The sequence below is a fragment of the Pseudomonas sp. FP1742 genome (assembly GCF_030687145.1).
Classification (GTDB): domain Bacteria; phylum Pseudomonadota; class Gammaproteobacteria; order Pseudomonadales; family Pseudomonadaceae; genus Aquipseudomonas; species Aquipseudomonas frederiksbergensis_D.
In genome coordinates this window covers 491424-501680 of record NZ_CP117460.1, presented here as the reverse complement: position 1 = coordinate 501680, position 10257 = coordinate 491424, and the positions used below count along the sequence as shown (strand labels likewise).

The window sequence follows — 10257 nt, the reverse complement described above, 5'->3', positions numbered from 1 at the left end:
TGTAGCAGCTGGCGAAGCCTGCGTTCGACTGCGCAGCAGTCGCCACCGGATATGTCTGAAGCACCGCGAGTTGAGGCTCTACGACGGCTTCGCCGCCGGACGCAGCCTCGCAGGCTCGGCAGCTGCTACGGGATTGGTGTGAGCTTGATATTGATGCTGGGCTTTTCTTCGTTGGCCCAGGCCTTCGATCTGCAGCAACTGAGCGATCAGCTGGCCAAACCCGATGTGATCCACGGCAGCTTTATCCAGGAAAAACACCTGCGCGCCCTGCCCCAGCCGTTGACCAGCAAGGGCACCTTCGTTCTGGCGAAAAATCACGGCCTGCTCTGGCTGCTGAAAACACCCCTGCAACAGGACTACCGCATCAGCGACAAGGGCATTGCCCGGCGGGATGCCAGCGGTTGGCAAATGCTGCCGAACAAGAGCGCCGGCGCCGAACAGAACCGGTTGTTCCTCGCCGTGCTGCAAGGCGACAGCAGTGGCCTGCAACGGGATTTCGAGCTGTCGCTGAGCGGCGACGCACAGAACTGGAAGCTGACCCTGACTCCGCGCTCGATGCTGCTCAAGCAGGTGTTCAATCAAATCAACATTGACGGCGGCGAACTGGTGCACAGCATCGAGCTGCTTGAAACCCAGGGTGACCGAACCCTGTTGCGCATGCAGGACAGCACCAGCGCCCAACCTTTGAGTGATGCGGAGCAACATGACTTTGCCGAGTGAACGGATGCTGCCACGGCTGTTTCTGATACTGCTGTTGGCGGTGCTCGCACTCGCCGGTTGGCAGTGGCGCGACGGCACTCCGCTGTCGGCCAACCTGATGGAACTGGTGCCAGGCACCGCGCCAGATGCCCTGGAGCTGCGCGCCGAACAACGCATGCAAGAACCGCTGAACCGGGAAATGCTGGTGCTGGTCGGCCATAAGGATCGCCAGCAAGCCATCGCCATGGCGCAAAAACTCGGTGAACAGTGGCAGGCCAGCGGCGTGTTCGAAAAGGTCAAATGGAACCTGCAAGCCGACTTGCCGGCACTGCGTACGCAATTGCTGCAAGGCCGACTGGCGATGCTGTCCGCCGCCGACCGCCAGCAACTCATCGAGCATCCCGACGCCTTTATCCAGCAACGGGTGCAAGCGCTGTTCGACCCGTTCACCGGGTTCAGCCTGGTGTCGAGCCAGGATGACTGGCTCGGTTTGACCGGGCGCATCCAGAACAGCCAGCCACAGCGTGGCTCCGTGCAACTGGACATCGGCAGCGGCGCACTGGTCGCCGATGCCGATGGCAAGAGTTGGGTGATGCTGCGGGCGCGAACCGCCGGCAACGCGTTCGACATGAACCTGCCGCTGCAAGTGGCCGACCTGCTTCAGCGCAGTCGCGAAGAAGCCGCCCAGGCGGATGTGCAACTGCTCGCCGCCAGCGGCCTGCTGTATGCCGCCAGCGGTCAACGGCAAGCCGCGCGCGAGATCACCTGGGTCGGCGGCGGCGCCACCGTGGGGATTCTGTTGCTGCTGTTGCTGGCCTTCCGGCGTTGGCGGGTGATGCTGGCGTTCGTCCCGGTGTTGGTGGGCATGCTGTTCGGCGCGGTGGCCTGCGTGGCGCTGTTTGGTCAGATGCATGTGATGACGCTGGTGCTGGGCTCAAGCCTGATCGGCGTGGCGGTGGATTACCCACTGCATTACCTGTCGAAAAGCTGGAGTCTGAAACCCTGGCACAGTTGGCCGGCGTTGCGCCTGACCCTGCCGGGGCTGACGCTGAGCCTGATCACCAGTTGCATCGGCTACCTGGCCCTGGCCTGGACACCGTTCCCGGCCCTGACTCAAATCGCCGTGTTCTCCGCCGCCGGCCTGCTGGGCGCCTATCTGTCGGCGGTGTGCCTGCTGCCGGCGCTGCTCAAGGGCGCGCAGTTGCGTCCGGCGCAATGGCCAATGCGCATCGCCGGGTTTTTGCTGAATCTGCGTGAAACGTTGCTCAAATACGTTCGCACGCCAGTGCTGCTGGCGCTGCTGATCGCTTTCTGTGTCGGCGGGTTGTTGCAGCTGCAAACCAAAAACGACATTCGCCAATGGGTTGGCACACCACAGCAGCTGACCGACGAAGCCCAGGCCATCGCACGCATCACTGGCTATCAACCCACCAGCCAGTTCTTCCTGGTGCGCGCGGCCAATCAGCAGCAATTGCTCGAACGCCAGACGGCCCTGAACGAGCGTCTGGATCAGTTGGTCAACCTGGAGAAACTCCAGGGCTACCTGTCGCTCAACCAACTGGTCAGCCAACCGAGCGAACAGCGCAAAGTGCGTGAAGCACTGAACAAGCTGCCGCAGTTCTGGCAACCGTTGCTCGACCTGGGCGTGCCTGTTGACGCCTTGAAAGCCGAGTTGGCGCAGTTGCAGGCACTGCCCGTCGAAGACATCGACACAGCGCTGGCCGGGCCATTGGCCGAGCCCTATCGCACCCTGTGGCTGGGGCCTACCGATGACGGCGTGGCCGCGATGGTGAGCCTGCAAGGCTTGAACAACCCCGCGCTGTTGCAGGTCCAGGCACTGGGCTTGCCGGGAGTGCAACTGGTGGACCGCCTCGGCGACCTGAACAAGGTATTCGCCGCGACCCAAATCAGCGCCGCTGAATTGAAACTCGCCTCCTGTGTGTTGATCGTGCTGGTGCTGATCCTGCCATTCGGTCTTGGCGGCGCGTTGCGAATCGTCTCCCTGCCACTGCTGGCGGCCCTGTGCAGCCTGGCAAGCCTCGGCTGGCTCGGTCAGCCGCTGACACTGTTCAGCCTGTTCGGCCTGCTGCTGGTGACGGCCATCAGCGTCGACTACGCGATCCTCATGCGCGAACAGATCGGCGGCGCCGCGGCGAGCCTGTTGGGCACCATGCTGGCAGCCGCAACCACATGGTTGTCGTTTGGCCTGCTGGCGGTGTCCAGCACGCCGGCGGTGAGCAACTTCGGCCTGTCGGTGAGCCTCGGCCTGGCGTACAGCTTCATCCTCGCGCCGTGGGCCGGGCGCCAAATCCACGCCGCCCCGGTTGCGGAGCCTGCAGCGTGATGGTCGCGGCGTTTTGGCTGATGGCGCTGATGTTGTTCGCCGTGGCCACCCGTGTCGGCCGACGTTTCGGTCTGATTCCGATCGTCAGCCAGTTATTGCTGGCAACCTTCGCCCTGCCGCTGCTGATGTACTTCTGGATCGAACCAGGCTGGCACCTGAGCGGTGCCGACCTGATCTCGCCGGATTGGCTGAAGAACCTCTACAGCCTGAGTTTTGCCTTGTTGCTGGGGCACATCCTCAGCGACGTGATCGACCTGCGACTGGATCGCCAGAGCCTGAAAATCGCCCTGCCGAGTTTCTGCATTCCGTTTGCCTGCGGGCTGGCGATAGCCGTCTGGTTGTTGCCGCCACAGCCGTGGATCAGCTCGCTGGCGGTCGGCCTGCTGTTCGCCATCACCGCGATTCCGGTGTTGTACCTGTACCTGCGCCACATCAACTACCCACCCGCCGCCACCCGGCGGCTGGTACAGACCGCGATCCTGATCGACCTGACCTGTTGGACCCTGTTCGCGTTCGCCCAAGGCAGCCTGCACCTGAGCAGCCTGTTGCTGCCGCTGGCCGGCGCCTGCCTGCCGTTGTTGCTGCGACTGCTCGGCTTGCGCCAACCGTTGCTGTACAGCGGCGGCTTCTTTGCACTGCTGGTGGTCGCCGAACATTTCAAGCTCAATGCACTGATTTTCGGCATCGGTTATCTGCTGTGCATGGCCGCGCTCAAGATGCCATTGGTGCTGCCGTTGCCGACGGCGTGGATGAGTCATTTGCAGACCTGGATCGCCATCCCGCTGATCCTCACGTTCGGTATCGTGCAGATCAACGTGCACAGCGCCCTCGACAGCCTCGGCGGTATGCAGCTGGTCGCGCTTTTGCTGTTGCCGATTGCCAGCAAACTGTTGGGCAACTGGCTGGGCCTGGGTTGGGCCGGTGTCTCGTTTGAAGGGGCCAGCCGTTGGCGGGAAAGCCTTTTACTGAATATCCGCGGCTTGAGCGAGATCGTCTTTCTCAACCTGCTGCTGCAGCAACACCTCATCAGCCCGGCGCTGTATTTCGCGCTGATGTTGATGGGCCTGATCGCAACCCTGCTGCCGGCACTCGCCGGCATGCACCGAATCCCTTTGAACATCGCCGCCCCGGCAAGGAGCTCCCGTGCCAACAGTTGAAATGGAACATCGTCAGGTGGTGGTGATCGGTGCCGGCCCCTCGGGTGCTATCGCCGCCGCGCTGCTCAAGCGTAAAGGTCATGATGTGCTGATGATCGAACGCCAGCATTTCCCACGGTTTTCCATCGGTGAAAGCCTGCTGTCCCACTGCCTGGATTTCGTCGAAGAAGCCGGCATGCTGGAGGCGGTCAATGCGGCCGGTTTCCAGGTGAAGAACGGTGCGGCATTCGCCTGGGGCGATCAGTACAGCGCCTTCGATTTCGGCGAGACGTTCAGCAACGGCAAGCCGACGACGTTCCAGGTCCTGCGCGCCGACTTCGACAAGCTGCTGGCCGATCAGGCTGAGCTGCAAGGTGTCGATGTCCGCTACGGCGAGGCCATTGTCAGCGTCGATTTCAACCTGCCAAAACCACAACTCGATGTGCTTCGCGAAGACGGCAGCCAATACCGCGTCGAGGCCGATTTCGTGCTCGATGCCAGCGGCTACGGTCGCGTGCTGCCGCGCTTGCTGGACCTTGAAGCACCGTCGAACTTTCCTGTGCGCCAGGCCGTGTTCACCCATATTGAAGACCGCATCGACAGCCCGGCTTTCGAGCGGGAAAAAATCCTCATCACCACCCATCCGACCCAGCGCGACATCTGGTTCTGGACCATTCCGTTCAGTAACGGTCGTTGCTCGGTGGGCGTGGTGGCCGCTGCCGAACACTTCGAAGGCCGCACCGAAAATCTCGACGAATGCCTGCGCGGCTTTATCGCTGAAACTCCAAGCCTGGCCGGGGTGCTGAACAACGCCGTGTGGGATACCCCCGCACGGACCATCGGCGGTTATTCGGCCAACGTCAAAACACTGCATGGCCCTGGCTTCGCCTTGTTGGGCAATGCCGCGGAATTTCTCGACCCGGTGTTCTCCTCCGGCGTGACCATCGCCATGCGTTCGGCGAGCATGGCCGCCGGCGTGCTGCATCGCCAACTGCAAGGTGAAAGCGTCGACTGGCAAACCGAGTTCGCCGAACCGCTCAAGCGCGGCGTCGACACCTTCCGTTGCTACGTCGAAGGCTGGTACGCCGGGACTTTTCAGGATGTGATTTTCTATCAGGGCGGTACAGCGGATATCCGCCGCATGATCAGCTCGATCCTCGCCGGTTACGCCTGGGATGAACGCAACCCGTTCGTCAGCGAAGCCAAACGTCGACTGCGGATGATCTCGGATCTGTGCGCAAGGGAAGCGACATGAGTTATTTGAGCGACAACTACGTCGAAGAAACCCGTTTCGGCTTCTGGTTCCTGCGCAGCCACACCTGGCAGCACCACGTATTGCGAGTGGCGATCAACGACTTGCGCAGCCTGTTCAGCACACCGTTGCCCAGCAATCCGGTCTTGCTGGATGCCGGGTGCGGCCAGGGCAAGTCGTTCCAGTACCTGCGCCAGACCTTCGCGCCCAAACGCCTGATCGGGCTGGATGCCGACCCTCACAGCCTGAACCTGAGCGGCGAAGAAGCGGCCCGTCAGGGCATGGATGTCGAGCTGATCGGCAGTGACTGCGCCAGCATCAACGTGCCGGACGCCAGCGTCGATCTGCTGTTCTGTCACCAGACCTTCCATCACCTGGTCGAACAGGATCAGGCCCTGGCCGAGTTCTATCGGGTGCTCAAGCCGGGCGGCTATTTGCTGTTCGCCGAGTCCACCGAGGCTTACATTGATACGTGGGTGATTCGCTGGCTGTTCCGCCACCCGATGCACGTGCAAAAGAGCGCCGCCGGGTACCTGGAGATGATTCGTCGGCAGGGTTTTGAATTTGGCCCGCAGAACGTGTCTTACCCTTACTTGTGGTGGAGTCGCGCCAAGGATTTCGGCCTGCTCGAACGCTTCGGCCTGCGCCAGCCAAAACCCTTTGGCCAACGGGAAGAAACCCTGGTCAATGTGGTGGCGCGCAAGCCCCTTGAAGAGAGTGTCTGATGATCCGTTTCCTGCTTCTGGGTTGTGTCCTGCTGCTGAGCGCCTGCGCCAGCCAGACGCCGCTGCCCGAGCGAACCCCGAACCTGGCGTTGCCGCTGCAATTGCACATCGAACGGCAGATGGCCGAGCAGCGTCAGGACTGGCTGCTGGTGATTCAGCGTGAAGGCCCGGGCATTCGCTGGTCGATGATGGACCCGTTGGGGATTCCCGTGGCACGACAGAAACTGATCGATGGCCAATGGCAAGCCGACGGGTTGCTGCCACCCAATCCGGAAGCCCGGGAGCTGTTCGCCGCCCTGTTGTTTGCATTGACCCCCGAAGGCGAGTTGCACGGCAACTATCCCGCCGCCCGGCAGCATGACGGGCAACGGTCATTGTCACCGCGCTGGAACATCCGCTATTCACAACCACTGAGCTTTGAATTGAACGTGTCCCAAGGCCCGCACTATCGCATCACCCCGTTAGGCGAGAACACGCCATGACCGCTTACCTGAACGCCCTCGGGGTGATCTGCGCCCTCGGTCGCGACAAGCAGGAAGTCGCCCGCAACCTGTTTGCCGGCGATTGTTCGGGCATGCGCAGCGAGGCCGGCTGGGTGATGGAACGCTCGTTGCCAGTGGCGGCGGTGCGCGGCGAGCTGGCGCCGATTCCGGCTGAACTGGCGCATCAAAGCAGTCGCAACAATCAGTTGCTGCTGGAGGCCGCGCTGCAAATTCGCCAAGACATCGAGCAGGCGATCCAGACGTACGGCCGCGACCGTATCGGCGTCATTCTGGGCACCAGCACCTCGGGCATCGACGAGGCCAGCCGCGGTCTGGCCCATTACATCCGTGAGCATCACTTCCCTGCCGATTATGACTATCAGCAGCAGGAGCTCGGTGCACCGGCGACGTTTCTCGCCGACTGGCTGCAATTGAGCGGCCCGGCCTATGTGATTTCCACCGCCTGCACCTCCAGCGCCCGGGCGCTGATGAGTGCCCAACGACTGCTCGACCTGGGCATGTGCGACGCCGTGTTGTGCGGCGGTGTCGACAGTTTGTGCAAGCTGACCCTCAATGGCTTCTCAGCCCTGGAAGCGGTGTCCGAGCAGCGCTGCAACCCGTTCTCGGCGAACCGCAACGGCATCAATATCGGCGAAGCGGCGGTGCTGTTCCTGATGAGCAAAACCGCCGGCAACGGCCAGCCGATTGCCCTGCTCGGCAGTGGCGCCAGCTCCGATGCGCACCATATTTCCGCGCCGGAACCCACCGGCCGTGGCGCCCGGCAAGCCATGCACAAAGCCTTGAGCCGCGCGGGCCTGCAACCCCAACAGATCAGCTATCTGAACCTGCACGGCACCGCCACCCAACACAACGACGCCATGGAAAGCCAGGCCGTGACGGCGCTGTTTCCGCAAGGCGTGCCCTGTTCGTCGACCAAACCGATGACCGGCCATACCCTCGGCGCCGCTGGTGCCCTGGAAGCGGCGTTCTGCTGGTTGAGCCTGAGCGCGGATAACCACGAACATGCCCTGCCGCCCCATGTCTGGGACGAGCAGCCCGACCCCGAGTTGCCGGCGTTGCATTGGGTGACCCCGGCCGACCACCTGACGTCCATTGCACCCCGCTACCTGATGAGCAATTCCTTCGCCTTTGGTGGCAATAACGTCAGCCTGATTATCGGAGACGCCCCATGATGACCTGGCCGCTCGCCGAACTGCTGCCCCATGCCGGCGACATGATCCTTATCGATCAGATCCTGTCGTTCGACGATGAGCAGATTCACACCCGACTCACCGTCAAACCCGGCCTGTTCAGTCGCCCCGATGGCAGCCTGCCGGCCTGGGTCGGCATCGAGCTGATGGCCCAGAGCGTCGCCGCTTATGCCGGTTGCCACGCGCGCCAGAAAGGCAATGCGGTGGAGCTCGGGTTCCTGCTGGGCACCCGTAAGTTCGAATGCAACGTGGAACACTTTCCCGCCGGCACCGAACTGATCATCCACGGGATACGCTCGCTGGAAGATGACAACGGCATGGGCGTGTTCGAATGCCACATCACCGCCCCCGGCATCCACGCCACCGCCCGGCTGAACGTGTTCCGCCCGCCTCAGGCCGCTCAATATCTACATGAATCCCAAGGAGTCGAGTGATGACTGAATCCGTACTGGTCACCGGTTCCAGCCGTGGTATCGGCCGAGCTATCGCATTGCGTCTGGCCCGGGCCGGGCATGACATCGTGCTGCACTGCCGCACTGGTCTGGCCGACGCCGAAGCCGTCAAAGTCGAAGTCGAAGCCCTCGGGCGTAACGCGCGCATCCTGCAATTCGATGTCAGCAACCGCGCCGGCTGCAAAGCCATCCTTGAAGCCGACGTGGAAGCCCATGGCGCTTATTACGGCGTGGTCCTCAACGCCGGCCTGACCCGCGACGGTGCTTTTCCGGCCCTGAGCGAGGACGATTGGGACGTGGTGATGCGCACCAACCTCGACGGCTTCTACAACGTGCTGCACCCGGTAATGATGCCGATGATCCGTCGTCGCGCCGCCGGGCGGATTGTCTGCATCACCTCGGTATCCGGGTTGATCGGCAATCGCGGGCAGGTCAATTACAGCGCCTCCAAGGCCGGCCTGATCGGTGCGGCCAAGGCGTTGGCGATTGAACTGGGCAAGCGCAAAATCACGGTTAACTGTGTCGCACCCGGCCTGATCGACACGGCGATGCTCGATGAAAACGTGCCGGTGGAAGAACTGATGAAGATGATCCCCGCACAACGCATGGGTACCCCGGAAGAGGTGGCTGGTGCAGTGAATTTCCTGATGTCGGCGGAAGCCTCGTACATCACCCGGCAGGTTCTGGCCGTCAATGGAGGCCTGTGCTGATGAAGCGCGTCGTCGTCACCGGCATGGCCGGCATCACCTCACTGGGCAGCGACTGGGATACCATCGCCGGCAACTTCGCCGCCAACCGCAGCGGCATCCGCCGCATGGACGAGTGGGATCGTTTTACCGAACTCAACACCCGCCTGGCCGGGCCGATCGACGACTTCCAGGTGCCCGGCCACTGGACGCGCAAGCAACTGCGCAGCATGGGCCGGGTATCGCGGCTGGCCGTCGGCGCGGCGGAAAAAGCCCTGGAGGACGCCGGGCTGCTGGGTGACGAGTCGATCAAGGACGGGCGCATGGGCGTGTCCTGCGGCTCGTCCACCGGCAGCACCGACGAGATCAAGGCGTTCGGCAAAATGTTGCTCAACTCGGTGGCCGAAGGCCTGAACGCCAACTCTTACGTGCGGATGATGCCGCACACGACAGCGGCGAATATCAGCATCTTCTTCGGCCTCACTGGCCGACTGATCCCGACCTCCAGTGCCTGCACCAGTGGCAGCCAGGGCATCGGTTACGCCTACGAGTCGATCAAGTTCGGCCGTCTGCCGCTGATGCTCGCCGGCGGTGCCGAAGAGCTGTGCCCGACCGAAGCCATGGTGTTCGATGCGCTTTACGCCACCAGCCTGAAAAACGACGCCCCACAAACCAGCCCGCGCCCTTACGACACCAACCGCGATGGCCTGGTGATCGGTGAAGGCGGCGGCATGCTGGTACTCGAAGAACTCGAACACGCCCTGGCGCGTGGCGCCCGCATCCACGCCGAGATCGTCGGTTTCGGCAGCAACGCCGACGGCCAGCATGCCACCCGCCCCGAGCTGATCACCATGCGCCGTGCGATGGAACTGGCCCTGGAAGACGCCGGGCTCGAACCGAGCGCCATCGGCTATGTAAACGGTCACGGCACGGCGACAGAACAGGGCGACATTGCCGAAACACTGGCGACCAACAGTTTGTTCGGCGAACACATGCCGATCAGCTCGCAGAAGAGTTTCCTCGGCCACACCCTGGGAGCCTGCGGCGCGCTGGAATCCTGGTTCAGCATCGAAATGATGAACCGCGACCTGTACGTGCACACCTTCAACCTCGATGAGGTCGATCCGCAGTGCGGCAAGCTCGATTACCTGCGCGGCGAATTCCGGCAGATGAGCAACCAGTATGTGATGAACAACAACTTCGCTTTTGGTGGGGTCAACACCTCGTTGATTTTCCGCCGCTGGTCGTAAACGAAATACCAGGGTCAAGG

General features: G+C 62.5%; 10 protein-coding genes. All 10 read left to right on the top strand.

The window, feature by feature from the left end:
• Positions 1 to 153 precede the first annotated feature (153 nt).
• Genes PSH64_RS02240 through PSH64_RS02195 form a run of 10 tightly spaced genes read left to right on the top strand, consistent with a single transcriptional unit; the run spans position 154 to position 10237 of the window.
• The gene (locus PSH64_RS02240) at positions 154 to 720 is read left to right on the top strand and encodes an outer membrane lipoprotein carrier protein LolA (RefSeq protein WP_105340564.1); all 567 of its coding nucleotides are present in this window, start codon (positions 154 to 156) and stop codon (positions 718 to 720) included.
• Entirely contained in the window at positions 704 to 3043 is a 2340-nt protein-coding gene (locus PSH64_RS02235) for an MMPL family transporter (RefSeq protein WP_305479803.1), read from the top strand. Before PSH64_RS02240 ends, PSH64_RS02235 begins: the two co-directional genes overlap by 17 nt.
• The gene (locus PSH64_RS02230) at positions 3043 to 4200 is read left to right on the top strand and encodes a sodium:proton antiporter (RefSeq protein WP_305479802.1); all 1158 of its coding nucleotides are present in this window, start codon (positions 3043 to 3045) and stop codon (positions 4198 to 4200) included. The genes PSH64_RS02235 and PSH64_RS02230 overlap by 1 nt, the downstream gene beginning before the upstream one ends.
• Complete coding sequence (locus PSH64_RS02225; protein ID WP_105340567.1) at positions 4187 to 5434, top strand: NAD(P)/FAD-dependent oxidoreductase; 1248 nt, start codon at positions 4187 to 4189, stop codon at positions 5432 to 5434. The genes PSH64_RS02230 and PSH64_RS02225 overlap by 14 nt, the downstream gene beginning before the upstream one ends.
• Positions 5431 to 6156 carry a class I SAM-dependent methyltransferase gene (locus PSH64_RS02220; RefSeq protein ID WP_305479801.1) on the top strand — a complete coding sequence of 242 codons (726 nt, stop codon included), beginning with the start codon at positions 5431 to 5433 and terminating at the stop codon, positions 6154 to 6156. The genes PSH64_RS02225 and PSH64_RS02220 overlap by 4 nt, the downstream gene beginning before the upstream one ends.
• The gene (locus tag PSH64_RS02215) at positions 6156 to 6638 is read left to right on the top strand and encodes a DUF3261 domain-containing protein (protein ID WP_105340569.1); all 483 of its coding nucleotides are present in this window, start codon (positions 6156 to 6158) and stop codon (positions 6636 to 6638) included. The genes PSH64_RS02220 and PSH64_RS02215 overlap by 1 nt, the downstream gene beginning before the upstream one ends.
• Positions 6635 to 7831, top strand: coding sequence for a beta-ketoacyl-[acyl-carrier-protein] synthase family protein (locus tag PSH64_RS02210; protein WP_305479800.1), 1197 nt, complete (start codon positions 6635 to 6637; stop codon positions 7829 to 7831). Before PSH64_RS02215 ends, PSH64_RS02210 begins: the two co-directional genes overlap by 4 nt.
• Positions 7828 to 8283: a hotdog family protein gene (locus tag PSH64_RS02205; protein WP_105340571.1), complete on the top strand. Its 456-nt coding sequence runs from the start codon at positions 7828 to 7830 to the stop codon at positions 8281 to 8283. Before PSH64_RS02210 ends, PSH64_RS02205 begins: the two co-directional genes overlap by 4 nt.
• Complete coding sequence (fabG, locus tag PSH64_RS02200; protein ID WP_305479799.1) at positions 8283 to 9011, top strand: 3-oxoacyl-ACP reductase FabG; 729 nt, start codon at positions 8283 to 8285, stop codon at positions 9009 to 9011. The genes PSH64_RS02205 and fabG overlap by 1 nt, the downstream gene beginning before the upstream one ends.
• Positions 9011 to 10237: a beta-ketoacyl-ACP synthase gene (locus PSH64_RS02195; RefSeq protein WP_305479798.1), complete on the top strand. Its 1227-nt coding sequence runs from the start codon at positions 9011 to 9013 to the stop codon at positions 10235 to 10237. Before fabG ends, PSH64_RS02195 begins: the two co-directional genes overlap by 1 nt.
• Positions 10238 to 10257: the final 20 nt, after the last annotated feature.